The 24,402-nt window shown below is 45.7% G+C and carries 27 protein-coding genes; 18 read left to right on the top strand and 9 right to left on the bottom strand.

Annotated features, from left to right (window positions below; translation table 11 throughout):
- Nucleotides 1-336 precede the first annotated feature (336 nt).
- A complete protein-coding gene (locus DESPCE1_RS0115990; RefSeq protein ID WP_019851040.1) occupies nucleotides 337-765 on the top strand; it encodes a hypothetical protein in 429 nt (142 codons plus the stop codon).
- A 312-nt stretch (nucleotides 766-1,077) separates the two neighbouring features.
- Here DESPCE1_RS0115990 and DESPCE1_RS0115985 read toward each other — a convergent pair whose 3' ends face one another.
- The 3 genes from DESPCE1_RS0115985 to DESPCE1_RS22710 all read right to left on the bottom strand — a co-directional run bounded on the left by DESPCE1_RS0115985 (nucleotide 1,078) and on the right by DESPCE1_RS22710 (nucleotide 1,965).
- Complete coding sequence (locus DESPCE1_RS0115985; protein WP_019851039.1) at nucleotides 1,078-1,398, bottom strand: nucleotidyltransferase domain-containing protein; 321 nt, start codon at nucleotides 1,396-1,398, stop codon at nucleotides 1,078-1,080.
- A 138-nt stretch (nucleotides 1,399-1,536) separates the two neighbouring features.
- Nucleotides 1,537-1,767, bottom strand: a complete 231-nt coding sequence (locus tag DESPCE1_RS23860; protein ID WP_019851038.1) for a HEPN domain-containing protein — start codon at nucleotides 1,765-1,767, stop codon at nucleotides 1,537-1,539.
- 54 nt (nucleotides 1,768-1,821) lie between these two features.
- Nucleotides 1,822-1,965, bottom strand: coding sequence for a hypothetical protein (locus tag DESPCE1_RS22710; protein WP_019851037.1), 144 nt, complete (start codon nucleotides 1,963-1,965; stop codon nucleotides 1,822-1,824).
- Between the two features lie 528 nt (nucleotides 1,966-2,493).
- Between DESPCE1_RS22710 and DESPCE1_RS0115965 the strand changes: the two genes are divergently transcribed.
- Complete coding sequence (locus DESPCE1_RS0115965; protein ID WP_019851035.1) at nucleotides 2,494-3,252, top strand: alpha/beta fold hydrolase; 759 nt, start codon at nucleotides 2,494-2,496, stop codon at nucleotides 3,250-3,252.
- A 230-nt stretch (nucleotides 3,253-3,482) separates the two neighbouring features.
- Here the strand turns inward: DESPCE1_RS0115965 and DESPCE1_RS0115960 are convergent, their stop codons facing one another.
- From DESPCE1_RS0115960 to DESPCE1_RS0115940, 5 genes are all read right to left on the bottom strand, one after another.
- Nucleotides 3,483-4,262, bottom strand: a complete 780-nt coding sequence (locus DESPCE1_RS0115960) for an AAA family ATPase (RefSeq protein WP_019851034.1) — start codon at nucleotides 4,260-4,262, stop codon at nucleotides 3,483-3,485.
- A gap of 24 nt (nucleotides 4,263-4,286) precedes the next feature.
- On the bottom strand, nucleotides 4,287-6,194 hold the full coding sequence (cooS, locus tag DESPCE1_RS0115955; protein ID WP_019851033.1) for an anaerobic carbon-monoxide dehydrogenase catalytic subunit: 1,908 nt from the start codon (nucleotides 6,192-6,194) through the stop codon (nucleotides 4,287-4,289).
- A gap of 46 nt (nucleotides 6,195-6,240) precedes the next feature.
- Nucleotides 6,241-6,729 (bottom strand): 4Fe-4S dicluster domain-containing protein, encoded by a 489-nt coding sequence (locus DESPCE1_RS0115950; protein ID WP_019851032.1) that lies wholly within the window; start codon nucleotides 6,727-6,729, stop codon nucleotides 6,241-6,243.
- 172 nt (nucleotides 6,730-6,901) lie between these two features.
- Nucleotides 6,902-7,570: a Crp/Fnr family transcriptional regulator gene (locus DESPCE1_RS0115945; RefSeq protein ID WP_019851031.1), complete on the bottom strand. Its 669-nt coding sequence runs from the start codon at nucleotides 7,568-7,570 to the stop codon at nucleotides 6,902-6,904.
- 177 nt (nucleotides 7,571-7,747) lie between these two features.
- Nucleotides 7,748-8,593, bottom strand: coding sequence for a DUF3102 domain-containing protein (locus DESPCE1_RS0115940; protein ID WP_019851030.1), 846 nt, complete (start codon nucleotides 8,591-8,593; stop codon nucleotides 7,748-7,750).
- 249 nt (nucleotides 8,594-8,842) lie between these two features.
- On the opposite strand from DESPCE1_RS0115940, the gene DESPCE1_RS0115935 reads away from it, so the two are divergent.
- Both DESPCE1_RS0115935 and DESPCE1_RS0115930 read left to right on the top strand, forming a co-directional pair.
- The gene (locus DESPCE1_RS0115935) at nucleotides 8,843-9,217 is read left to right on the top strand and encodes a BlaI/MecI/CopY family transcriptional regulator (RefSeq protein WP_014795031.1); all 375 of its coding nucleotides are present in this window, start codon (nucleotides 8,843-8,845) and stop codon (nucleotides 9,215-9,217) included.
- A gap of 2 nt (nucleotides 9,218-9,219) precedes the next feature.
- The gene (locus DESPCE1_RS0115930; protein ID WP_014795030.1) at nucleotides 9,220-11,460 is read left to right on the top strand and encodes a M56 family metallopeptidase; all 2,241 of its coding nucleotides are present in this window, start codon (nucleotides 9,220-9,222) and stop codon (nucleotides 11,458-11,460) included.
- Nucleotides 11,461-11,544: 84 nt separating this feature from the next.
- Here DESPCE1_RS0115930 and DESPCE1_RS0115925 read toward each other — a convergent pair whose 3' ends face one another.
- Entirely contained in the window at nucleotides 11,545-12,081 is a 537-nt protein-coding gene (locus DESPCE1_RS0115925; RefSeq protein ID WP_028305600.1) for a CDP-alcohol phosphatidyltransferase family protein, read from the bottom strand.
- Nucleotides 12,082-12,418: 337 nt separating this feature from the next.
- Between DESPCE1_RS0115925 and DESPCE1_RS0115920 the strand changes: the two genes are divergently transcribed.
- The 14 genes from DESPCE1_RS0115920 (at nucleotide 12,419) to DESPCE1_RS0115850 (ending at nucleotide 24,324) form a co-directional block, all read left to right on the top strand.
- On the top strand, nucleotides 12,419-13,351 hold the full coding sequence (locus tag DESPCE1_RS0115920; protein ID WP_014795028.1) for a 2Fe-2S iron-sulfur cluster-binding protein: 933 nt from the start codon (nucleotides 12,419-12,421) through the stop codon (nucleotides 13,349-13,351).
- Between the two features lie 335 nt (nucleotides 13,352-13,686).
- Nucleotides 13,687-14,100: a metal-dependent transcriptional regulator gene (locus tag DESPCE1_RS0115910; protein ID WP_028305599.1), complete on the top strand. Its 414-nt coding sequence runs from the start codon at nucleotides 13,687-13,689 to the stop codon at nucleotides 14,098-14,100.
- 237 nt (nucleotides 14,101-14,337) lie between these two features.
- Nucleotides 14,338-14,586: a FeoA family protein gene (locus DESPCE1_RS0115905; protein ID WP_014795026.1), complete on the top strand. Its 249-nt coding sequence runs from the start codon at nucleotides 14,338-14,340 to the stop codon at nucleotides 14,584-14,586.
- 53 nt (nucleotides 14,587-14,639) lie between these two features.
- A complete protein-coding gene (locus DESPCE1_RS0115900) occupies nucleotides 14,640-15,422 on the top strand; it encodes a FeoB small GTPase domain-containing protein (RefSeq protein ID WP_019851026.1) in 783 nt (260 codons plus the stop codon).
- Nucleotides 15,419-16,816 (top strand): nucleoside recognition domain-containing protein, encoded by a 1,398-nt coding sequence (locus tag DESPCE1_RS0115895; protein ID WP_019851025.1) that lies wholly within the window; start codon nucleotides 15,419-15,421, stop codon nucleotides 16,814-16,816. Before DESPCE1_RS0115900 ends, DESPCE1_RS0115895 begins: the two co-directional genes overlap by 4 nt.
- A gap of 206 nt (nucleotides 16,817-17,022) precedes the next feature.
- Nucleotides 17,023-17,961 carry a signal recognition particle-docking protein FtsY gene (ftsY, locus tag DESPCE1_RS0115890; protein ID WP_014795023.1) on the top strand — a complete coding sequence of 313 codons (939 nt, stop codon included), beginning with the start codon at nucleotides 17,023-17,025 and terminating at the stop codon, nucleotides 17,959-17,961.
- Nucleotides 17,962-17,972: 11 nt separating this feature from the next.
- The gene (mtnP, locus tag DESPCE1_RS0115885; protein ID WP_019851024.1) at nucleotides 17,973-18,749 is read left to right on the top strand and encodes an S-methyl-5'-thioadenosine phosphorylase; all 777 of its coding nucleotides are present in this window, start codon (nucleotides 17,973-17,975) and stop codon (nucleotides 18,747-18,749) included.
- A 15-nt stretch (nucleotides 18,750-18,764) separates the two neighbouring features.
- The gene (mtnA, locus tag DESPCE1_RS0115880; RefSeq protein ID WP_014795021.1) at nucleotides 18,765-19,802 is read left to right on the top strand and encodes an S-methyl-5-thioribose-1-phosphate isomerase; all 1,038 of its coding nucleotides are present in this window, start codon (nucleotides 18,765-18,767) and stop codon (nucleotides 19,800-19,802) included.
- Nucleotides 19,802-20,434: a class II aldolase/adducin family protein gene (locus DESPCE1_RS0115875; RefSeq protein ID WP_019851023.1), complete on the top strand. Its 633-nt coding sequence runs from the start codon at nucleotides 19,802-19,804 to the stop codon at nucleotides 20,432-20,434. The genes mtnA and DESPCE1_RS0115875 overlap by 1 nt, the downstream gene beginning before the upstream one ends.
- Before the next feature lie 65 nt (nucleotides 20,435-20,499).
- Nucleotides 20,500-21,795, top strand: coding sequence for an amidohydrolase (locus DESPCE1_RS0115870; protein ID WP_019851022.1), 1,296 nt, complete (start codon nucleotides 20,500-20,502; stop codon nucleotides 21,793-21,795).
- A 185-nt stretch (nucleotides 21,796-21,980) separates the two neighbouring features.
- Complete coding sequence (gene ylxM / locus DESPCE1_RS0115865; protein ID WP_014795018.1) at nucleotides 21,981-22,349, top strand: YlxM family DNA-binding protein; 369 nt, start codon at nucleotides 21,981-21,983, stop codon at nucleotides 22,347-22,349.
- Between the two features lie 32 nt (nucleotides 22,350-22,381).
- Nucleotides 22,382-23,743 (top strand): signal recognition particle protein, encoded by a 1,362-nt coding sequence (gene ffh, locus DESPCE1_RS0115860; protein WP_014795017.1) that lies wholly within the window; start codon nucleotides 22,382-22,384, stop codon nucleotides 23,741-23,743.
- Nucleotides 23,744-23,804: 61 nt separating this feature from the next.
- On the top strand, nucleotides 23,805-24,071 hold the full coding sequence (gene rpsP, locus DESPCE1_RS0115855) for a 30S ribosomal protein S16 (protein ID WP_014795016.1): 267 nt from the start codon (nucleotides 23,805-23,807) through the stop codon (nucleotides 24,069-24,071).
- Between the two features lie 22 nt (nucleotides 24,072-24,093).
- Nucleotides 24,094-24,324 carry a KH domain-containing protein gene (locus DESPCE1_RS0115850; protein WP_014795015.1) on the top strand — a complete coding sequence of 77 codons (231 nt, stop codon included), beginning with the start codon at nucleotides 24,094-24,096 and terminating at the stop codon, nucleotides 24,322-24,324.
- The last annotated feature ends 78 nt before the right edge of the window (nucleotides 24,325-24,402 follow it).

The following is a 24,402-nucleotide window of genomic DNA, read 5'->3' as shown; positions in this document are numbered from 1 at the left end:
CAAGTGAGGGGGCTTTTGCTATCATAAATTGTGTGGATAATTCTAAATTTTCAGTCTCTATGCGATAGAGGGAGGAGGTGTTAGTACATTGGGACCTTGGAGGAATTCATTTGCACCGAGTTTTCTGAGTAAAATAGTATTAGATCACAAGAATCCTAAACATTAAAAAACAGGGTATTTAATATATAACCCGATTTTCTGGCAATATGCTAATGTCTTATCTGTTAACACAAAGATTGATCACCTGTCCTGAAGTAGGCTAGTAGGTCTTTTTAGGAGTTGTTCCATTTTGTGTGGGGCCAAATACCTTATGGAACTGATTAAGGAGAATGTAATGTGAAAAAGAATAAGTTTTTTTTTATTACTGTGCTGGTTTTGAGTCTAATGCTTTTAAGTTTAACAATATTAAAAGCGCCTGATTACATAAATGAAATTAAGCCATATCTAGATATTATGCACAAATTAAATTTAGAATATGGTTTAGAAGGTGACTCAAAAATAAGACTGGTTCAAGGTGAAGAACAAAATTTCTATTCTCATGTTAAGAATATGTCTTTAAATGATTATGAGCAAAGTTTACGTGATGCCTATGAGCAAGCGCTCCGTATTCCTACAGTGATAAAATCAGACCCAAACTTTAGCATTGAATATGGCTATTATTTATCTGACAACTATTCATTTGATAATGAAATTAAAGAAGGTAAAAGGATTGCCGCAAAAAAGATAAGCCATGGCCTCCTAAACTTCTCTGCCTACCCTAAATAAAATTTCAAAAAACTCCTTAGGAATGAACGCAATGATGATGGCGATTTCTGTTTTTTGCCTTTTCTCACTGATTCTAAGGCGGCGGTTTTTGTTAAGCAAGATAATGATAAACGATTTTAGCCTTTTGAGGCAGTAAAAATAGCGAATCGAAGGCATGAAGATATGGTGAGTGAATTTATTAGATCCTCATTAACTTTAACCAGTAAAGAATACCCAAGAATTTTGTTGGTAAAGATAAAATAGGTATCCTCCCAAAAAAGGAGATACCTATTCTTTGGTCAATAAATAGTTTTTTGTATCAGATTCCTGGCACTAAATAACTTTTATTCCGTTATTTATAATTTCTCTTACAAACGGATTATTCACAGTAAATTCGTGTAGGGAAAAGGGGTGAGGTTCTATTCTATTGTCGATGTTTCGTCTTAACTTCATTAACATATGTGTATCCTCAATAATATCACCTGAAAAGCCTTCAGCAACTACAGCGACATCAATGTCACTATCTTGCCGATTTTTGCCATTTGCATAAGAACCAAAAAGATAGACGCTATGCAAGTCCAAATGTTTTTTGAGGTTGGCTGCATACTTGAAAATAATTGCATTTAGTTGCTCTCTAGTATCGAAATCAGCCATAATCTCAGCTCCTTAATCTCTGTTATCCTTTCTTCGGTGTATGTATCTGTGCACTTCTTATAGAAAGTTTGTTGGTAATCAGGATATCTGGTACTTATGTTAAAAGTTGTTATAAGGTCAAGTAAATCTTCCCTTGTATTATCTGTAGATAGCCCCTGCTTTGTTTGCTAGTAAAAGCAAATTATGAGTTCGTGGCACGTTTTCTTCAGCAACATTTTTAACGAATAACGCTTTGAGAAGTTTTTCTATAACTAAATGTCCAAGGAATAGACTCCAGTGATAATCTTTACTTTTGAACAAATTCATCATTGTAAGATAGTCTTTATCTGATGAATCTCTCCAATAGTTAATAATATCTTCCGCCTGCATCGTTCACCACCCCCATACTTAATATAAGTATAACATAAAACTTTAATATTGTAATTATTTCCAGAACAAAGCGAAATGAAAACCTCTACTGGTAAACTTAATCCCGTCCACTACGATAAAATCGTCTCCCTTGGACTCTATATAGGCTAATCTATAGGCAGCCTTGAGTTTGCCAATTTCGAATGCTTGCTCAATCATGTCTTCTACATCCTCGGCATAAGGTTTGTCCGGCTTGATATGTATATGTGTAAAAGCAAATCCCGATCGATAGTAAAGGAATAGTCGCCATTACATTTGTATTCATTTAGTACCCTCTTCAGCTTAAATTGATTATTTAATTAGGCATAATAGGAATTTCCTTACAATGATAACTTTCTATGCCGTTTTTATGCCCAAAGGGGAAGTATATGCTCCTGATGGTCTTTGCTCTTTAAATTCATGGTATAATCTGTAATGAGAATGTTTTTGAGAATGGCCTGCATCGTTCCTGAAAGGAGTGGGATTTATGTCCCTGCCGCTTTACAGACAGATATCCAATCACCTTTTCGGTACATCTTGTATGGTTTTTGCTGCTCCCTTTGATTTGAGAATCCCTGAAAGAGAAGGATGAAGATGTTGCTTCTGTGGTACAGTCTGATCCAGTTGTAATATGTGAGAAGGCGGAGTTAAAAATCAACAATCTAGAGTAATCATAGCTTTTAAAAACTTTATAAGCAGGAGGGAAAAATGCCTTACATTAAAGTTCAAGGGAAAGATATTTTTTACCGGCAAAACGATAAAGCTATTTCCCACAGACCGACCATCTTATGTGTGCATGGTGCCGGCGGAACTGGAGAGAAGTGGGCAAATCAACTATCCGGTATCAAGGATTATCATCTTATTGCTCTCGACCTTCCTGGCCATGGACTTTCGGAAGGAGAAGCGATTAATTCCATACAGAGTTATAAGGAATATATCTGGGAATTTGCCCAAGCCATAGAGTTAAAATCTTTTGTCATCACGGGGCATTCCATGGGTGGCGCGATTGCCATGCAGTTTGCTTTAGACTATCCGGATTGGTTAAAAGGCCTGATCATTGTTGACAGCGGCGGAAGATTGAGGGTGAACCCTGTGATGCTGGAAAGCTTGTCACGGGGAGAACATCTGCTGGAGAGTGTTCAATTCAGCTATTCTCCTAAGGCTGCTGCAAAGATTCTGGAAGATGCTGCTGAAGAAATGAAAGCTGTGTCAACTCAGGTTTTATTGGCAGATTTCCAAGCCTGCGATAATTTTAATGTAATAGAGAGTGTTCAGCGGATTAATCTGCCTACTTTAGTTATTTGCGGGCAGGAGGATAGAATGACGCCGGTTAAGTATTCTGAATACCTTGCTCAGCAAATACCTCAGGCATCACTTGCGCTCATTCCAGATGCCGGTCATATGTCCATGATTGAACAGCCGGAAGCAGTCAATGAGGCTATCATGGAATTCATGCACACTCTATAGTAGAGCTTTTTTGTCAATTCTTGTACATACTCGACATCAATAAACAAAGCGAGATTTGCAGGAACTAAGACGACGAATCCATCAAAAGGCGAAGGCTGAACCTACGCACCGCTTTTGGGTATTATTCACCCACATCACCAAGATGAGCACCCTGCATCAAAACTACAAAATAAAACAGAGTCCTGAATGTCACCTCCGGTCATTCAGGACTCTGTTTGCCTGGGAAAATTTTATAGCTTACTTATCAATTGAACCAAGTTCTCTTTTATTCTTTTGATCTCCTCGACCGGCTCTCCGCCCAGATCAAAGAGGGCTTTTCCATCCAGGTCAGCATCCATAATCTCTCGGCTGAAAGTGACATGGCCCAGCAGAGGAAAATCACTCAGAGCCTCCCGCACAAACTCCAAATCCTTAGCACTCCTCACTTTGCTTGCCACCACAAAAACTCTTTCGATTCCCAGATCATGGGCCAGCTCCTGAATTTGACGTGCCGTCTGAACACTCCGCCGCCCCGGCTCGACCACCACGATCAAGGCATCCACCGCACCTGCCGTTCCCCGGCCCAAATGCTCAATGCCGGCTTCCATGTCCATGATGACCACTTCGTCTCTCTGCACTAAAAGGTGCTGCATCAGCCGCTTGATGAGGGTGTGTTCCGGGCAAACACATCCTGATCCGCCCTGCTCCACCGTGCCCATCAAGAGCAGCTTAACACCTTCATGCTCAACACAAAACTGCTCCGGCAAATCATCCACCTTAGGGTTGAGGATGAAAAAGGTGCCATAACCACCATCTGCCCCCGTCCGCTCTTCAGCCAGTGCCTTCATCTTGGCGAAAGGAGTAATGCCCCGGTAGTTTTCCTCAGGAATACCCAGAGAGGAAGCCAGGTTAGCATCAGGATCTGCATCCACCGCCAATACCCGGTAACCATCAGATGCCAATAGGCGAGCCAATGTTCCGGAAAGGGTTGTCTTTCCGACACCGCCTTTGCCTGTTACCGCTATTTTCATGACTTAACCCCCTGTTTGTTGTTTCTATAGATTTAATCCGGCCCGCTTCTCCTGAATCACGGCGAATAATTTCTTGGCCGCCTCTTCGGGATCAGTCTCAACGATAAAATAGCCCCCCGTAATATCCTTGATCTTCTCTGTCAATACTTCTGTGACCACCTGGGACCCCAGGACTTGAGGAACAGTTCCCAGATGAGTGGGCAGGCCTAAGGCTACGGCCCAGGTGCCGATGGCTACCGCTTTTTCCGACATCGCTTCAGGAGCGGAGGCCACCAGTGGCAAGCGATCCAGATCAACCCCCAGCTTTTGCGCTATGGCGACAGCTACGGAAACGGCACGGGTATTGTCTACGCATGATCCCATGTGGAGAACCAGAGGCAGAGGCCCATTCAAACCATTGGCCTGGCCGATGGCTGTCAGGACAGCTTTCAATCCATCCCCCGCATATTCCATGGTTGCTTCCTGGGTCATCAGTCCATGCTTAGCCAAAGCACCTGCTCCACAGCCTGTTGCTAAAAGAAGAACATTATCGGCTGCCAACCGTTTGGCCAGCTCAACAAAGTTTCGATCCTGTAGGGTGTTGGTGCTGTTGCAGCCGGCAAATAGACAGATCCCTTGAATATTGCCATTCACAATATTGTCCAATAAAGGTTTAAGAGGATCGTGAGCATCAAGCTGACTCAGGGCTCCGACCACCGCTTCGGCGCTGAAACCGACGATCGCCTTTTCTTTAACCTGAGGGATATTCACCCGCTTGGGATCCCGACGCTGGTAAGCTTCCACAGCCAGCTCCAGGATTTTTTTAGCGGACTCTATGGCAGTCTCCGTCTCGAACTGAATATGGGTAGCACCCGGGATTTTTGTGGTAGGCATAGTGGTGATGAGCTGAGTATGGAAACACTGGGCAATCGCTCCCAGGGAAGGCATAATACACTGAACATCCACCACCATGGCTTCCAAAGCGCCTGTTAGAATAGGCATCTCCTGGGAGAGATAGTTGGTCGCCAGGGGCACACCATGACGTACCATCACTTCATTCCCGGTACAGCATACGCCAACGACATTAAATCCACCTGGTGCTCCGGCTTGCTTAGCCAAGTCATTCATCATAGCCGCTGCATCGCACACCATCTCACTGAGCAGGGGATTATGCCCATGGACGGCAATATTAATGGCATCTTCCTTAATGACGCCCAGGTTGGCCTCGGTCACTGTGGGTGTAGGGGTTCCGAAGAGAGCATCGGAAAGCTCGGTCGAAATATACATTCCCGTATAATCGGCTACCGCTCCTTTTACTCCTCCCAGAAGAATATTCACCGGATCGGCATCACAGCCCACATGAGTCCGGCTCATAATCTCAGCAACGGTAGCATCGATATTGTGAGGCATGACATCCCATTGTTTTAATTTGGCCGCCCGCTCTTCAGTCATAGTCAATTCTGCCCAGCGGCACGGAACTTTAGAATTCTGACGGGAGTAATCCTCCAGGGACACTTCAGCCACTTCTTTGGTCAATTCACGAATGCTTTTTCCTTCGCAATCGATCCCCAGCCTTTGGGCGATTCTTTTCAACTTTTCTTCATCCTTAATCTTATAGGCGGGGGCATTTCCTTTTCCGACCTCCTGCATGGTCAGGGCAATATGGCGGCCGTGGTCGGAGTGAGAGGCTGCTCCGGCAGCAATGCCGCGGATCAAATTGCGGGCCACGATGGTATGAGCATCTGCGCCGCAAATTCCTCGTTGGGCTCCATTGCCAAAGGGATCGACCCGGCAGGGACCTTTCCAGCAAATGCGGCAGCAAACACCCATTTTGCCAAAACCGCACTGAGGTTGCTGATCTTTATGGCGATCCCAAACGGTTTGGATCTTCTCTTTTTCGGCCACAGGCAGCAGTTGCTGCACTGCTTCGTCGATGGAAAATCTTAAATTCATGATCCTTTCCTCCTTTAGTCTACGACACTCTGCATTCGCTATTCCTTTATAAGCTGAGCGAAAGGGCTTTTGTCGGGCAGGCCTGAATGCAAGCACAGCCTTCTGCTTTAATTTCTTTATTCCGGCTAAAACACAGGTCACATTTGAGGGCTTTGGTCCGGTTGTTCTTTCTTCCATCCGATCTTTCGACCACTTCCGTCGTCATGGTGATTGAATCGAAGGGGCAGGCCTTGGCACAAAGCTTGCAACCAATACAAGTTTCCCGATTAAGCTTGACGATCCCCTCTTCCTGATACAGTGAGCCGTTCGGGCAAACCTTAACACAAGGAGCATCCTCACACTGACGGCATTGAGCGATCACCACTGTGGTTCCTTGCTGGAGGACACGCATGCGCGGCTTAAGCTTCATTTGACCAGAAGCCGCTCCTTCGATCTCACATCCTGCATGGGCCAGCCCACAAGCCAGTTCACAGCTTTTGCAGGCTAAACAACGGCTAAGATCAGCATGGATGAAACGGTCTTTTTCGTTAGACATAAAGCAACACCTCCTCATCTCTGCCCTTTCATCGATAGAAAGGGTAAATTATGTCGATTTCATCGTACCATGTATGATTACAGAATTATGTCAATTAGCAGACAAAGGAGAGTGAATTTTCACTCTCCTTTGTCTATAAAAACTATTCTATTGGCTGCTTGGTTTCAGCTTATCATTCTTTATCGAGCATCTTCTTTAACATGTCCATGTCTTTAATAATAAGAGTTCGCCTATTCACTTTCAGCAATATGCCGCTCCTGTAAAAATCGTTGAGCAGAAAGGATACGGTCTGGCGGGTTGTTCCCAAAATTGTTGATATATCCTCCACATTTAACCCCAACTCCAGCTGAATTCCCTCATCCACTTGACACCCCTTATCTTTGGCTGCATTCATTAAAAATTCAGCTAATCGAGTGTGGGCTTCCTGAAAGACCAGGCCATTAATAATGGTAATAGAGTTTTTCAAAAGGTCTCCCAATACTTTAATCATAATCAGAGAAAATTGAGGATAGCGGGTGATCATCTCGCCAAATTTTTTAGTCTCAGCCACCCACAATACAGTGTCATTATCCAAAGCCTGGGTAAAGGCTCTGGTATGCATGGAGAAGATATCCCCTTTTTCTAAAATAGATAGGGTAAACTCCTTATCTTCATAAGATAAAAAAACCCGTACCCGCCCGTTTTCAACGAGCATGACTAAATTCTCTTCATGATTAGGAAAAGAGATGATCTGCTTCTTTTGGAAAGCCCGCTCTTGAAATATGGATAATAAATCACTGTATTCCGGTGACCTCAAAGCCTTTATCAAATCAATATCTGTCAATTTCATTCTGGCAGGCATGATGATCCACCTTTCGCTGTTAGTTTCCTAATTTCCCCTATTATAACTAGCGCACTATGAACATACAAGCCCCCTCATAATTCGACAGATTATACATATAGAGTGGCAATAGAACGAAAAAGCGCGTCCGCGTTTTACGACAAAGGACTCGCTTTTCGTTGAAGTGCGCTGTATCCATCAGTTTTCCACTCTCTCATCCAGACATTTAAGCAGAAACTTTCTCAGATTTTTTCGATACTCCCCATGCACATCCTTATCAATGTTAACCAGTAGATCCAGCTCATAGGTCAGTTCCTTGAATGCTTTTTCCAGAGCTTCAAATTTAAAAGCGACTCGATGAGTGGCGTTTTTAATTTGGACGGCGGTAAGATCGGTCCTCAACTTCTGATTGTTTTTGAAGAGCTGGCTCTCTTTGAGTTTACTGTTCTCGGCTGTCTTTTTCGCCACATCCTGTTCCAGATTTTGTTTTTCCTTTTCCAGCTCCTCTGTTCTGAGCTTCAGCCCATCGCGCTCTTTTTTCAGCTGGTTGTTTTTCTCCTTTTCACTCTCCAGAGCTTCCTGTAGCTCCCTATTCTCCTGCTCGGCTTCCTCTTTTTCCTGCTTGGCCTGCCCCCGCTCCTTGATGGCCCTCTGTAGCTGGCGCACGGACATATTTTCTATATCCAGTTCGGCGATGAACTCTGCCCGCTCTTCTTCCGGAACATCCAGAAGGGCTAAAGCCTGGGAGTAGGATAGAATCTGCAACGTTGATGATTCTTCATCTTCCCCCTCCGGGGAGCCCCACCTTGTGTGCCCGTACTCTCGGGCGACTTTCATATACCTCTCTGCCGTAAACTGGGAATAATTCACATGTTCTTGCAGCCATTTTCCCCAATCCCCATAAGGAAGAAGGGATTTGGCCTCGATCAGCCGCCGGCCTATTTCCACAGCAAAGGTTAACTGGATTCTCCCTCTGGATTCTTTATAGCTGTTGATCTCTGCCGCGATAATCTGCGGAGTACGTTCGCTTACCAAATCACTCATGACAATCCCTTCCCGGGTTTTTACTATAGTATATGGATTTGTCCCAATTGGGTGACAACTTGTAACACCCAGGGAAGGGACTAAAATAAATAAAAGTAGTGCGAAAGGAAGTGAATGGGGAAGTTTAGGCGGATTTCCAGGATTGACTTATATTTCTTACACATGTAGTATATAATTATCTTACAAGTGTAAGAAATGTTGTGATATACTTGTAAACTACTTTGTAATAGATTGTTGGAGGTGCGTATCTTGAAGGCAATTCCTCAAATTTCAGAGGCAGAACTGGAAGTAATGAAAATACTATGGGAGCTGAAAAGCTGCACCAGCGCTCAGATCATAGAAAGATTAGCGGAAGTATCGGACTGGAAACCCAAGACCATCCATACTTTGATTACCCGGCTGGTCTCGAAAGAGGCGGTCAGCGCCGTAAAGATCGATGGTAAATCCTATCTCTATTCACCTAATGTCAGTGAAGAGGAATATAAAAGCTATGCGAATAAATCCTTTTTACACAAGCTCTATAATGGTTCACTGAATCTCATGCTAGCCAGCTTTATTAAAGAGCAGCATCTATCCAAAAGAGAGATAGAAGAACTTAAAAAGATGTTAGATGAGGAGATGTAAACATGGAAGCTGTCTTTAAGATAGTTTTAACAACATCCTTCTATGCCGGTATTGTCGGGATGGTCATACTCCTTGTTAAAAACGTGTTGAAAGATAAACTCAATCCCCGATGGCATTATTTGCTGTGGATAGTCCTGCTGGTCAAGTTAATTCTTCCGTTCGGCCCGGAAAGCGCGTTGAGCTTATATAATTTTCTTGAACCGCTGTCTCAGGAAATCAAATTTTTCGACCTGCCGGAAACGGTCGGAGATGCAAGCACTTTTTGGTCGGAGGGGGCTCAAACCGGGAATGAACTGCCTGGGCCCCCGACCAAAGGGTCCGTTGCTTCAGCTCAGGATTTCAGTACATATGCTGCGGATGTACTTCCTATCATTTGGCTTTCAGGGCTGGCTTTTATGCTTGTATGGCTGATCTATGCTAATGTTTCCTTTGCCGGAAAGCTAAAGACCCATGCCAAGCCGGCACCCCCCGCTGTTCAGGCCCTTTTAGAGAAATGCAAAACAAAGGCTAAAGTAAAAGGGGATATCGCTGTCCTTATCCAGGATATCGTAAAAGCGCCTTCCTTAATCGGCATTTTTAAACCAAGGATCTTGCTGACTCCGGATATATTACGCCTGAATGAACAGGATATTTCCTATATCATGCTGCATGAGCTTACCCATTACAGGAGAAAGGATGTATGGGTTAACCACCTTCTGCTTACCCTGCAAATCATTCATTGGTTTAACCCTGTTATTTGGTACTGTTTCATGCGCATCCGCCAGGACATGGAAGTTGCGGCAGATGAGCGTGTTTTAAGCTTATTGAGCGTAAACGAGCATAAGGAGTATGGGAAAGCCCTGCTAGCGGTTCTGGAAAAGATCAATACAAAAACGACATTAATGCCAAGGCTGGTGGGTATGGCCGATGACAGAAAAAATATCGAAAGAAGGATCAAGATGATTAAAATGGCTGACTTTTTTAACCGTAATCGGCCAAGGATCGTCCTCACCGGCATTCTCTGTGTGGTACTTTTAGCCGGTCTTTTGTGGACATCGGCTTCAGTTCAAGCAACGCCTTATGAGATCGGTGATTATACCTTTGAAACACCGGCGGACTGGGAAGTAACCGGGAGTGGGACGGAATTGTTCTTCAGCAAAGATCATCATCCCTTGGGGGGTGTTCAGATCTTAAATTACGACCCCGATCAGCCCCTTCCTGTCCCCAACCATTCTCTTACCAAGAGTAAACGGGAACTTCCGGGACTGATCACAAAAGGCATCTTAATGAACTTTGAGCTGACGCAGAGTGCAGCCTCCGGGGATAATACCGTGCTTGACGAAAAACACCTGTATTTGATCTTTGCTCAGGATCAAAGGGTCTACGATTTTTATGTCAGCACGGCATATAGCGACGAAGCTGAACTGATCAAAATCGGCCAAAGCATTAAGTTAAAACCAAAAAGCGCAGCCCAGGAGAACAACGCAGACGTCATATCACAAAATTTAGAGGATCAGCTCGCAACGGGTCAATCCATCGAGGAAGCTGTAAGTCTTGCTGTTAAAGGGCAGGGGAAGGGATACCTTCAGGGAGAGGTCCTGACCGAAGGCCATAAGATAGTTGAAGTCGAAGAAAAGGACGGGACAGTGATTGCCTATACTGTAGCCAGCGTCGGGTGGTTTGGTTTTGAAAACGGTATCTTTACCGGAACCAGCGGCAGCGGAGCTATTCCCACCGTTATGACCTTTGCCAGGAATTCGAATGGGGAATACAGCCTGCTGGAATATAAGGAGGCCATGGATGGTAAAGGGTATACGGAGTCCATCAAAAGGAATTTTCCGCAAAGATTATGGGATAACGTACTCTCCGCTGAACATTATCCTGAATTAGCAGTGCAAAAAGAAGCACAGGCTAAGCAGTATCTGCAAAGTATCGGCAGGGATGCCCAAGTAAGCCTGGGATATGTGGAGAAAAAACTGGTTGATATTAACGTAGAAGCTTCCAATAAACTGTTTGCCGAGCTTACCAAATGGGATCCCGAGCTGAATCGCTTTCCTTACTGGATCGGGACGAAAGAATACCTTGATCAAGGAGAGCGGTTTATCTATGAAACATCTCAGAATAAAACCAGTGACGGGTATGATCTTATAACCTTTCGCAAGAGTAAAGAAGATGGCAAGATAGAACTGGAGTATCAGTATAAAATTGTCGGGAACGAACTGACACTGGTTTTTCTGCAGAGTACTCCGCAGCTTAAACCATAGTCCATCCTCCAATAGGACAAATATCTAAAAGGTTTTGCGCTTTCTAAGTTAAAAAGCTCTCCTGATTGAGATAAAGGCAGCAATTTATAGCTTTCTTTCCAACAAGCCTTTTCTGTTGAGCAGAAGTTCATCTGATGTCAGATGGATGAGAAGTTCCTCTATCGCCGAAATGCTCGCCAAAACACAGATAATGTACATCAATACATCTGTATGAGAAAAAGAAAGTAATAATGGAAATAGAAATAAGACCAAACCGGTGGCTTTATTTCCATAAGTATGAAGACTTGCAAAACTGTTATATTTTATCTGGGCAACAATCATTGCTGCCAATCGAATGACGCCAATAAAAATAACCCACAGGAGAATAGCTGCTTCCGGGTTTATGATTGGCAAAAGTATAACGAGCAATATACCCACCATGACTAGATCGGCTAGGGAATCAATCTTTGCGCCAAGGTTGCTTGTGGTTCCTGTCTTTCTGGCAATAAAACCATCGAGCATATCGCTGAATCCACAGGCAATATAAATGACGTAAAAGCTCAGGCTCAATGGCTCTACGAAAAGCAAACCAAAGGAAAGTAATATCCTGCTTAATGATAGCCAATTTGGCATTGATTTCATGGGGTACCTCGCCGCAGCTCCGCAATCAAGGAAGCCATTCGCTCATCGATAGAGTTCATCAAACCACCGCCTTGAGTGTATTATGCTGTATATAACACACTATTGCAAAATAATATTCAAATGCTGCAAAAGTTTATTTTTCTAAGGAAACCCCAGACTGTTATGAAGATTTCGCTCAGTTTGAGATCTTATCTCTTTGGAGTGCAATCTTGATCTTGCTTAATGATTTTAAGAAATTGCAAAATATTCTTATAATAGATATAATTAAGCTGTTACTTATCAGAGTGCGACACTAGTTGATGACTATTTTAGCAATATAAAATGAGGAGTGAGAGAATTGGAATGGTTGACACTAAGCATCAATGGGCGTGAAGTCAGCGTACCAAAGGGAACGACCGTGCTGGAAGCTTGCCGGATGCATGATATCCCGATTCCTACGTTGTGCCACGACCCGGAGCTTACCCCTGCCGGAGCCTGCCGCTTGTGTGTCGTTCAGATTGAGGGAATGCGCAATCTACCGCCATCCTGTGTCACCCAGGCGACTCAGGGCATGGTGGTTCATACCCAAAATGAAAAGGTACGAGAAGCGCGCAAAACCATTTTAGAACTCTTGGTGGCCAATCATCCTTTGGATTGTATGACCTGCCAGAAAATGGGGGATTGTTCCTTGGCCGAGTATGCCTATGAGTACGGCGTAAAGGGTGAAAAATACCAGGGGGAGAAGCGTCAACTTCCCATCGAAGATTCCAACCCCTATATTTTGCGGGATCTGAACAAATGCATTCTATGCGGAAAGTGTATTGCTACCTGTGAAGCTGTGGAGGAAAGAGGTATCATCGGATTCGCCTATCGTGGTTTTCAGGCCAAGGTGGCTACCTTTATGGATACCGACCTGAAGGATTCAACCTGTGTCTACTGTAACCGCTGTGTAGCAATTTGTCCGGTTGGGGCTTTAATTGACAGAAACACACTGGGTAAAGGCAGAGCATGGGAGATCCGGAAAGAAGAAGTCACTTGCACCTTCTGTGAATCAGGCTGTAAATTCGAAATCAATTCCAAGGATGGCAAAGTCATCGGAGTCACTGCCAAATCAGCGTCCAGTGGACGGCCTCTTTGCCTCAAAGGACGGATTGGTTCTGATTTCCGTTATAACCCCGAGCGTAAAGAAAAACCCTTTGTCAATAAGGATGGAGAGTTTGTCCAAATTACCTGGGCGGAATTCCTCGGACTGGGGAATATTGCTGAGAAGCTCGCCTTGCTGGCGGAGTAACATGTCGGTTGTTTGATACTGTTGACAGCATGATATCCACCTTTATGCAGACGGCGACTGGCAGATGCCAGAAGCCGTCTTGTTGTTCGTGCACCATATGGCGGGGAACAATGGACATCCCGAGGGGGGAAGGATACGACACCGGTCAATTCGGTACATCCGGACTACCAACCGGACTGTGTTTTTATGTTCCATTTTTATTAGAAAAAGAGGTTGAAGTTGACAACACAAGAGGGGAGAAAGCTTGAGTGGTTTGCACTGGAGAACAAGGTCATAAGGCAAACTATCCCAGACATATAGTAGTAGAAAGGGATCAAGTCCTGGAGGTGAGGAGGGTGCTGTCCCCGAGCCTGGAAGATTACTTGGAAGAAATCTACCGTTTTTCCTTGGAAAATAGTGTAGTAAGAGTAACGGATATCAGTAAGAAGCTTGGCGTATCTCTGCCCTCGGTGTCCAAGGCCCTTCATAAACTAAACAATCAGGGCTATATCAATTATCGCCGTTACGGTGAAATTGTCCTTACGGATCAGGGGTGTCTGAAAGGCAGTTACTTGGTGGAGAGAAACCAAATGCTGCAAGAGTTTCTGTCCTTGATTCAAAGTCAATGTGATATTCCCGCTGAGACGGAAGCTATAGAGCACTATATATCCGATTCTACGATACAGTCCCTACGTCGGTTGATTACTTTTTTTAAGGAAAACCCAACCTGCTATGAAGCCTTCATTCGGTTTGAGTGTGATCAGAATTAAAGATAACCCTAACGACGAATTCGCGGGGCCGTTTTCTACCTGAGCTGTAGAGAACGGCTCCTTTGTTGTTCCCCGGGAAGTGTGGTTAGATTTTATTCTTGGCAAGGCAGAGTTTCCTTGCTATCCAAGTCACACTTTATTTTCATCTTTAATACAGTATAAAAAAACATAATTCACCTGAAAAAAGGAATTGGTTAAAAAGTTAACTCAGTCTAACACTGAAGGGAGTTGTGACTCATGGATTCACTATCGCTTATTCCTCTATCTACCCTTAAGCAAGGAGAGAAAGCTTATGTAGTCGATCTTGAACTGGATGGTTTATTAAGACGTAGAGTACTTGATTTGGGCATCGTTCCCGGAACCTCCCTCCAATGCGTGGGAACCGCCCCAGCGGGGGACCCTATTGCTTACTTAGTTCGCGGAACAGTGATTGCTCTCAGAAGTAAGGATGCGAAGTCAATCCGAGTAAATTCAACCTTAGTATAAAGGGCCAAGTCTACCGTTGTGGTGAATATGGATGTCTATGGAGAGTGAGTACAATGAATTTAAAAGGAAGAATCCAGAGAGAAAGCTTTGGTATAAGCAATGCGGAAAACCAATGGATTATTGCTTTAGCCGGAAACCCCAATGTGGGTAAAAGCACAGTGTTTAACGCTTTAACCGGTCTGCGCCAACACACCGGTAACTGGCCGGGAAAAACAGTGAACAATGCCCAGGGTTACTTTACTTATCGGGATCAAAGCTTCATGCTCGTTGATTTACCGGGTACTTATTCCCTTCTGGCTCATAGTGTTGAAGAAGAAATCGCCCGGGACTTTATTTGCTTTGGTCAGCCGGATGCCACGGTGGTGGTTTTGGATGCCACCTCCTTGGAGCGCAATCTCAATCTAGCCCTGCAGATTATGGAGATCACCCCCCGGATCATTGTCTGTGTCAACTTAATGGATGAGGCCCGCAAAAGAGGAATCATCATCGATTTTGATGCTTTGCAGAAGGAGCTTGGGGTACCGGTGGTAGCCACGGCGGCCCGGCTCAATCAAGGGCTTGAGGAATTGCAAAAAGCAATTTTTGATATTGCAGTGAGAAACCAAGCGACTCAGCCCATGCAAATTGTCTATTCTGAGGATGTGGAGCGAGCCATTCAGCTCCTCCAGCCCAAGATTGAAAAAGTAGGTATGGGTAATGTTCTCAGTCCGCGCTGGCTCGCCCTTCGGCTTTTGGATAGCGATCCTGCCTTCCTTGAAGAGATCGGTCGTTTCGTTTCATTGAATGAAGATAAAGAGGATAACCCCCAGAGCAAGGGGGGGAAGGTAGCGTTATGAGCAGTATCAATCCGGATCCTTTATTAAAACTCTATAGAGATTCAGAAACGATCAGGGAAGATTTCGGCCACTCCATCACAGATCGTGTGGTTATCGATATTTTTGCGTATTCGGAAAAACTGGCCAATCGAGTGGTCTATCGTGAAAAAGTGCAGGCAAGCTCGTGGAGGGAAAGCATCGATAAGATTGTCATTTCCAGAACCTTTGGTTACCCAATCATGCTGGGTCTTCTCGGGTTAATCTTTTGGATTACTATCGTGGGGGCTAATCTTCCCTCCCAACTCCTGGCTACGGTACTTTTCGCTTTCCAGGATCTTCTTACCCAAGGTTTTAATACCTTAGGTGCCCCGGCCTGGCTCCATGGTTTCCTGGTGTTGGGGATGTATCGTACACTAGCTTGGGTGGTTTCAGTGATGCTGCCGCCTATGGCTATCTTCTTTCCCCTGTTTACCCTCCTGGAGGATTTGGGCTATCTGCCTAGAGTGGCATTTAATCTGGATAATATGTTCAAGAAGGCCAGGGCTTGCGGCAAGCAATGCTTAACGATGTGTATGGGCTTCGGCTGCAATGCGGCAGGTGTGGTATCCACCCGGATTATCGATTCCCCAAGGGAGAGACTGATTGCTATTCTAACCAATAATTTCGTTCCCTGTAATGGACGTTTTCCGACCCTCATTGCCATTGCCTCGATCTTTGCAGCGGGTATGGCAGCCTTTTCCCAGTCTCTTTTGGCGGCAGGTTCGGTCATTTTAATGGTGCTTCTGGGTATCTTGGTCACCTTTGCGGTGTCCTGGGGGTTGTCCGTGACCCTCTTAAAAGGAGAACCTTCCTCCATGGTTCTGGAACTGCCCCCCTATCGCCGGCCAAAAATACGCGCCGTCCTTTATCGCTCCATGCTGGACCGTACTTTATTTGTTTTACGCCGGGCGGTTATTGTGGCAGCCCCTGCAGGAGCCTTGACCTGGACTTTGGCCAATATCACCGTAGGGGATGCAAGCGTTCTTACCCATATTGCAGCGTTCCTTGATCCGGTGGCTAGAGCAATCGGGCTGGACGGTTTTATTCTCATGGCCTTTATCTTAGGGATACCGGCCAATGAAATCGTGATCCCGGTCCTCCTGATGAGCTATTTGGCTACCGGACAATTAACAGATTTCAGCAGTCTGGCGGAGTTGAAAGAGGTACTCTTAGCCAATGGCTGGACTTGGCTTACAGCTCTGAACACCATGCTCTTCTCCCTATTGCATTGGCCCTGTGCCACCACCCTCCTTAGTATGTATAAAGAGACCGGAAGTAAAAAATGGACCGCCCTGGGCTTTTTTCTCCCCACGATTATTGCCTTTGCAGTATGTTTTGTCCTGGCTCAGATTGTTTATGGATTGGGGCTCGTTTAATAGAGTATGGGTGAGTTCTTCAATCCGCTTAAGAGCTGGAGTAAGTGCTGTATTTAGTGGTAATAAGAAGCTAAGATAATGAAGAGTTATATTCCATTTTGTTGGAATATAACTCTTTTTAATTTAAACTGGATTAGTTTGAGAGCCTGACCAGATTGTGATACAATAGCGTCAAAGGTGTGCCTATGTATAAGGAGGAAGTCCAGGTGGCTGGTTTTTTTACGAAATTAAAAGAAGGATTGACAAAAACTCGGGATCAGTTTGTTACTAAAGTCGAAGAAATTTTAACAGGAAAACGGAAAATTGATGAAGAGCTTTACGAAGAACTTGAAGAAGTATTGATTCGCTCCGATGTGGGAGTGAATACTTCCTTTGAGCTGGTTGAAGGGTTACGCAAAGAGGTCAAGAAAAGAAAATTACAGGAGGCCGAAGAGTTAAAGGTTGTTCTCAAAGAACTTATTGCTGAGCTGCTGGGGCAAGAAGAATCCATGAATTGGGCAGAACGCGGTCCCAGCATCTTTCTGGTGGTTGGTGTCAATGGTGTGGGAAAAACCACGACTATCGGCAAATTAGCTCATTATTTCCAAAGTGAAGGGAAAAAAGTTATTTTGGCTGCCGGAGATACCTTTCGGGCAGCGGCCATTGATCAGCTTGAGGTTTGGGGACAGCGGGCCGGTGTGGAAGTGGTTAAACAGAAAGAGGGAGCAGACCCTGCGGCGGTAGCCTATGATGCTCTCCAGGCGGCGAAGTCCCGGGGAGCGGATCTGGTCATTATGGATACTGCCGGCCGACTACATAATAAAGTCAATCTAATGGAAGAACTGCGCAAGGTTAAACGGGTCATTGAACGGGAAATTCCCGGAGCACCTCATGAAGTTCTCCTCGTGCTTGATGCGACAACGGGGCAGAATGCTCTCCAGCAAGCCAAGCTTTTTCAGGAAGTCGCCGGTGTGACGGGAATTGTTCTCACGAAACTGGATGGTACTGCCAAGGGCGGAGTGGTCCTGGGCATTCAAGGTGAAGTCAATATCCCGGTGAAATGGATCGGAGTAGGGGAAGGGATGGAGGATTTACGTCCCTTTGTTCCACAAGACTTTGCCAATGCTCTTTTTGACCAACCTCAGGATGAGGAGGAAGAGATCTGAATACCTTCGCATTGATCGGCGGAACAGGATTAGAGAATGTTGCTCTGCTGGATTTCCGCACAGAAAGCATCGATACCCCTTATGGAAGGGTATCCGTGGATATCGGGCGCTTTGGGACTCATGATGATCCGATTGTTTTCATGAGCCGTCATGGCAAAGGGCATACGGTGCCTCCCCATTTGGTCAATTATCGGGCCAATCTATGGGCTTTAAAAGACCTTGGTGTCCGTAAAATCATTGCCACGGCTGCTGTGGGCTCCCTTTCCTCCCGGTTCAAATTGGGAGATATTGTGCTTTTGGATCAATTTCTTGACTTTACCAAGAGTCGTCCCCAGACCTTTTATGAAGGGGGAGAGCAGGGCGTACTCCATGTGGATATGACAGAACCCTATTGTAAGTCTGTACAAGCAGTCATTCGTGAAGCTGGTGAGTCCCTGGGTGTGTCATTGGAGGACGGGGCTACATATGTATGTACAGAGGGGCCGCGCTTTGAGACCCCGGCTGAAATCAGGATGTACCAAATTCTCGGCGGAGAATGCGTAGGGATGACCAGCGTGCCCGAAGTTATTTTGGCCAGAGAATGCGGTATGTGCTATGCTTCGATTGGAATGGTTACCAATGAAGCGGCAGGAATAGCCAATCACCCCTTAACCCATAAAGAAGTCGTTGAAAGTTTGCAAGCTGCCGGAAAGACGGTAGCCGGGTTAATACAAGAAGCATTTCGGATACTTCTCCACGAACAGGATTGCCGGTGTCAAATGGGTAATGCAGAGGTCGGTAAGTTTTAGAAAGGCGGTACGAAGGTGAAAGCATTAGAGTGGATGGGGGATTCCCTGAAAATATTGGATCAGACCCGTTTACCTGTAGAAGTTAATTATCGGATGGCTACAACCTATGAGGAAGTGGCGGAGGCCATTGAGAAAATGGAAGTTCGGGGTGCTCCGGCTATTGGTGCAGCAGCTGCCTATGGATATGCCTTGGGAGCGATGGGTTACTCTGGTGAGCCGGAAGGCTTGCAAAGCCATATGGAAAAAGTTCAGCACCGTTTGGCAGGGACCCGTCCTACAGCGGTCAATCTTTTTTGGGCCCTGCGCCGTATGGAGGATCGGCTCAGGGATCAGCATGGGGTCAAGGAACTGTCGGAAATCCGCAAAGCGTTGGTGGGAGAAGCGGAAAGCATAGCTGAGGACGATCGTCGTGTCAATCGTTTAATAGGAGAACATGGGAACACCATCGTGACCGCTGAAGCCAGCATTCTTACCCATTGCAATGCAGGTGCTTTAGCCACGGTGGAGTATGGTACTGCCCTTGGGGTGATACGTGCCGCACAGCAGGCGGGGAAGAAAGTTCATGTCTACGCAGGTGAGACCCGGCCCTTCTTGCAGGGGGCCCGTTTAACAGCCTTTGAATTGATGAATGATCAGATTCCCGTGACACTCATTGCGGATAATATGGCTGGGTTTTTAATGCAGCAGGGTAAAATTGATTTGGTCATTGTGGGTGCGGATCGTATCGCAGCCAACGGAGATACGGCCAATAAAATAGGCACTTACTCCTTAGCCGTATTGGCTCATGCCCATGGAATACCTTTCTATGTGGCGGCCCCCACTTCGACTATTGATCTGAAAGTCCCTGGCGGGCAGGATATTCCCATTGAAGAAAGACATCCTAAGGAGTTAAGAGAGGTTTTTGGGGTTCAGGTTGCCCCGATGGAAGTTCCTGTCTATAATCCTGCTTTTGATGTGACCCCTTCGAAATTGATTACTGGAATTATCACGGAAAAGGGTATCGTATCTTCCCCTTACTCTGTGAATTTATTAAAGATGATGGTGCGCTCTTAATGCTCAAAAAGAAAATCCTTGAAATTGGTCAAAAAATAGCTCAAAGTGGTATGGTTGCCGGTACTTGGGGGAACATCTCCGCCTGGGATGCCCCTCAGAATGGGTATTGGATTACTCCCAGCGGGATGGATTATTTCATCCTAAAGGAAGAGGATCTGGTACTGCTGAGTCTGGACAGCACTGTGCTGGAGGGAAAGCGCAAGCCTTCCTCGGAGCTGCTGCTCCATGGGGAGATTTATAAACAGCGGCCTGATGTTAAGGGAATTGTGCACACTCATTCCTCATTTGCCACAGCCCATGCCGTATCCCGGATTCCCCTCCCTGGGATTGTGGAGGATTTGATCATGATTGCAGGAGGTCAGGTGGAGGTCGCCCACTATGATTTACCCGGCACGCTGGAGCTTGCTCTTAGTGCTGTGCAGGCACTGGAGGACAAGAATGCTGTCTTTCTTGCCAATCATGGCTTGGTTGGGGTTGGTTATTCTCTGGAGGAAGCTTTTAAGGTATGTCAAGTCGTGGAAAAAAGCGCTCAGATTCATATTATGTCCCGGCTGTTAGGTGAACCGGCAGTGTTAAGCCATGAGGATATTCAACTCATGCGCCGCACCTATCAAGAAAGCTATGGGCAATGAACCGGGTAGATTAGACCTCCAAAGGATTGGGGGTCTAAATCATTGGTTGTTAAGGAGTGATATTTATGTCCAAAATTCTCATTCGCGCTATGGTATTGCCCATGACCGGACCGGAGGATTTCTATCCCGAGGGGGAAATAGGGATTGAAAATGATCGGATTCTTTTCGTTGGGGAGAAGGGCTCTGCTCCGGAGGGCTTTATTCCTGATCAGATCATAGATTTGCCTGAAGATGTGGTCATGCCGGGACTCATTAATACTCATACCCATGCAGCAATGACCATGTTGAGAAGTTATGCTGATGATTTGCCTTTGATGCCTTGGCTGCATACGAAGATTTGGCCTTTTGAGGATAAACTATCCGATGAAGATATCTATTGGGGAACATTGCTGGCTCTGGGAGAAATGATCCAATCAGGAACCACCACCATGCTGGATATGTATGCTTCTATGGAACAGGTGGCGAAAGCCGTTTTGGAAGCCGGAACCCGAGGGGTTTTATCACGGGGAATGATTGGCAACGCTCCCAATGGGGAAAGGGCTTTTGCTGAGAACATAGACTTGGTGAAGAATTATCATGGTTCCGGTAACGGACGGATTCAGGTTATGTTTGGTCCTCATGCTCCTTATACTTGTTCCGGGGAGTATCTGCAGCGGGTCAAGAGGGAAGCGGATCGTCTTGGGGTGGGGATTCACATTCATGTGGCGGAGACAGAGGACGAGATAAAAACCATACGAGAGCAATACGGCAAGACTCCGGTACAATGGCTGGAAGAGCTGGGCTTATTCGGAGGGCATGTGGTTGCCGCCCATTGTGTTCACTTGACCGAGGAAGATCAGGAGATTATGGCCAAAAGGAATGTTTTTGTTGCCCATAACCCCGAAAGCAATATGAAATTAAACAGCGGCACGGCGCCGATTCCCGAACTCCGTTCACGGGGAGTTGTGGTTGGATTAGGGACGGATGGAACTTCCAGCAATAATAATCTGGATATGTTTGGGGAAATGCGCTCAGCGGCATTTCAGCAGAAGCTCTTAAAAGGTGCCACCGCTATGCCTGCCTATGAGGTGTTGCATATGGCCACCGTGGACGGGGCGCGGGCTTTGGGGCTTTCTGACTTGGGTAAGCTGGCACCGGGCTATAAAGCGGATTTAATCTCCATCAATTTTGATCAGCCTCATTTTTATCCGAGGTTCTCCATTCCCGCCCATTTGGTCTATGTAGCCCATGCCGGGGATGTACGTACAGTCATGGTGGATGGCAAAATCCTTATGCAGGAACGCCGGCTCATGACAATGGATATCAAACGGGTTTGTCATGAGGTGGAAAAGCGGGCCAAGGAGATAGCGCAAGGCTTGTAGTCTTTTTTAATTCTATAAAATAAAACTTTCCTTCATTAATATAGGCGCAAAATTCTTGAAATAGGAAAAGAGAAAAAATATGCGAAAAATATGTTTGAAGAGAAAGTAAAATTACTTGACAAAGCAGGAAATATACCCTAAAATAGCGCAGTAAAGTAAAAATCCTTTACGGGAGGCTTTTTGCATTGGAACGATTTGCAAAAATGGCATTACTGGCGGATTTTTATGGTCCTCTTTTAACTCCCAAGCAGGGGAGGATTTGGGATCTCCATTATGAGCAGGATTTCTCTTTGGTGGAGATTGCTGAACTTGAGAATATCAGTCGGCAAGCAGTCTATGATTTGTTAAAGAGGACGGAAAAGATCTTGCAGGGGTATGAGGATAAGCTGGGCTTGATTCATCGCTTTGTGGACGAGCAGCATAAATTATCCGAAGTCTATCAATTAGTGCAGGAATTCGAGCAAAAGGATTTTTCCAACGAGAAAGCCTGGGAACGGCATCAATCCATAAGTCAAAAGATTGATGAAATGTATAGGGATATTGAAGCTTCCTAGTCTTAGATCGGGTCCGGAAAGTGAGGGCTGGTATGTTTCAAGGCCTAAGTGAAAAATTACAAGAAACGTTTAAACGGTTAAAAAGCAAAGGCAAGCTCACGGAAGCGGATGTCAATGAAGCCATGCGTGAAGTCCGTATGGCCTTGTTGGAAGCCGATGTGAACTTTAAAGTGGTTAAGGATTTTGTCGCCAAAGTCAAGGAACGTTCGATTGGACAGGAGGTTCTCGAATCTCTCTCCCCTGGACAGCAGGTGATTAAGATTGTTAACGAGGAAATGGTAGCCTTAATGGGCGGCGTTTCCAGTAAGATAAATATTTCATCCAAGCCTCCCACGATCATTATGCTGGTGGGCTTGCAAGGGGCCGGTAAGACGACCCATGGTGCTAAGCTGGCCAATATGTTAAAGAAGCAAGGGAAACATCCTTTGTTGGTCGCCTGTGACATTTATCGTCCGGCAGCTATCAAACAGCTTCAAGTCCTTGGTGAACAAATCAAGGTTCCTGTGTTTTCATTAGGCCAGGAAAACCCTGTAGAGATCGCTGCTGCCAGCCTTCAGCACGCCAACAGTCAAGGCTTGGATGTGGTGATCATCGATACTGCAGGCCGGCTGCATATTAATGAAGAGCTTATGGGGGAACTCAGAGATATTAAGGCCTCTGTGAAGCCTCACGAAATCCTGCTGGTGGTCGATGCCATGACCGGGCAGGATGCCGTGAATGTAGCAGAAAGCTTCCACAACGAGCTTGGGGTGGATGGAATCATCCTGACCAAACTGGATGGGGATACTCGTGGGGGAGCGGCTCTCTCCGTGAAAGCCGTAACCGGTTGCCCGATTAAATTTGCCGGTATCGGGGAAAAGATGGATGCTATCGAACCCTTTTTCCCGGAACGAATGGCTTCCCGTATTTTGGGAATGGGAGATGTCCTGACCCTGATTGAAAAGGCTCAGGAAGCTTTTGACGAGAAGCAGGCCCGGGAAATGGAGCAGAAGCTTCGCAAGCAGGAATTTACCTTGGACGATTTCCTGGACCAGATGCAGCAGCTTAAGAAGATGGGGCCGCTAAATTCCCTGCTGGAAATGATACCCGGTGTCGGGAAGCAGATGAAAGATGTTCAGGTCGATGAAAAAGATATGGCCCATGTCGAAGCCATTATTCATTCCATGACTCCCGAAGAGCGCAGAAAACCCGCCCTGATTAAGGATTCCAGAAAGCGCCGCATCGCTAAAGGAAGCGGGACCAGTGTTCAGGAGGTAGGGCGCTTGCTGAAGCAGTTCGAGCAGATGCAAAAGATGATGAAGCAGTTTGCCGGCGGTTCAGGTATGGGGATGATGGGCAAGGGCAAAAAGGGTAAAAAAGGGAAGAAAATAGGTTTTCCTTTCCCTTTTAAATAATTTTCTAGTTCTACTTATCTTTCCGAAAGGTGATAAGTATCCTGGTGAGGAGGTGAAAAACATGGCAACAAAAATTCGTCTTCGCCGCATGGGTGCTAAGAAGAATCCTTTCTACCGTTTAATCGTTGCGGATTCTAGTTCTCCACGCGATGGTCGTTTCATTGAGGAGATTGGCTTCTATGATCCTACGAAACAACCGGAAGTCCTGAATATTGATGAAGAAAAAGTAATGAAATGGTTAGCAACTGGTGCTCAACCTTCAGATACAGCGAAGTCTCTTCTTCGTAAAGCTGGGGTTCTCGCTAAGTACCATGAGTCCAAGAAGTAATTGGATTGTTGGGGGTGTTCCTGTGAAGGAACTCGTAGAAGTTCTTGCGAAAGCTTTAGTCGATCACCCGGATCAAGTGTTGGTTGCTCAATCGGAAACGGAGAAATCCGTTCACCTGCAGCTCACCGTTGCTCCGGAGGATATGGGCAAAGTGATTGGTAAGCAGGGAAGGATTGCTAACGCTATACGCACGTTAGTAAAAGCTGCTGCGGTCAAAGATGGCCGTAGAGTGCATGTTGACATTGATCAGTGATGTGTTGAGAAGGGCCTTGAGCCCTTTTTGACGTTAGGTGCTTCTGCTTTTTAGATTTGGGTAGGGGTGTATCAGAAT

It is taken from the genome of Desulfitobacterium sp. PCE1 (assembly GCF_000384015.1).
In the GTDB taxonomy this organism is placed as follows: Bacteria; Bacillota; Desulfitobacteriia; order Desulfitobacteriales; family Desulfitobacteriaceae; genus Desulfitobacterium; species Desulfitobacterium dehalogenans.
This window is presented reverse-complemented; position numbering and strand designations above follow the sequence as displayed.